This window comes from Psychromonas algicola, assembly GCF_004378355.1.
Classification (GTDB): Bacteria; Pseudomonadota; Gammaproteobacteria; order Enterobacterales; family Psychromonadaceae; genus Psychromonas.
The window spans coordinates 1-315 of sequence record NZ_SNUB01000115.1 but is presented as its reverse complement, the minus strand read 5'-3'; the positions used below and the strand labels follow the sequence as shown (position 1 = coordinate 315).

Sequence of the window (315 nt, the reverse complement as noted above, 5' to 3'; positions counted from 1 at the left end):
CTTTTTATTTTGCTTGATTACGTATAATTAAACCGAAGTTTAGTTATACGAGAACAATTTCGTTTATATCTATCACACCAATCAACTTTTATTGTAAACAATACAAGTCATTGTATTTGTGCGATAAATAAGAACATTTATCAGCTTTCCTAATTGTTAAAGAGCAGTGTTAAAAACACTTAATAAACATCATCTTGCTTATTGAGTATCTTTAGTAAAAGTGTAGTTGGTATCCCCAAGGGGATTTGAACCCCTGTTACCGCCGTGAAAGGGCGGTGTCCTAGGCCTCTAGACGATGGGGACCCGGAAACTACT

General features: G+C 35.6%; 1 tRNA gene. It reads right to left on the bottom strand.

Going from position 1 to position 315, the window contains the following annotated elements:
• Positions 1–227 precede the first annotated feature (227 nt).
• A tRNA-Glu gene (locus E2R67_RS16565) sits at positions 228–303 on the bottom strand.
• Positions 304–315: the final 12 nt, after the last annotated feature.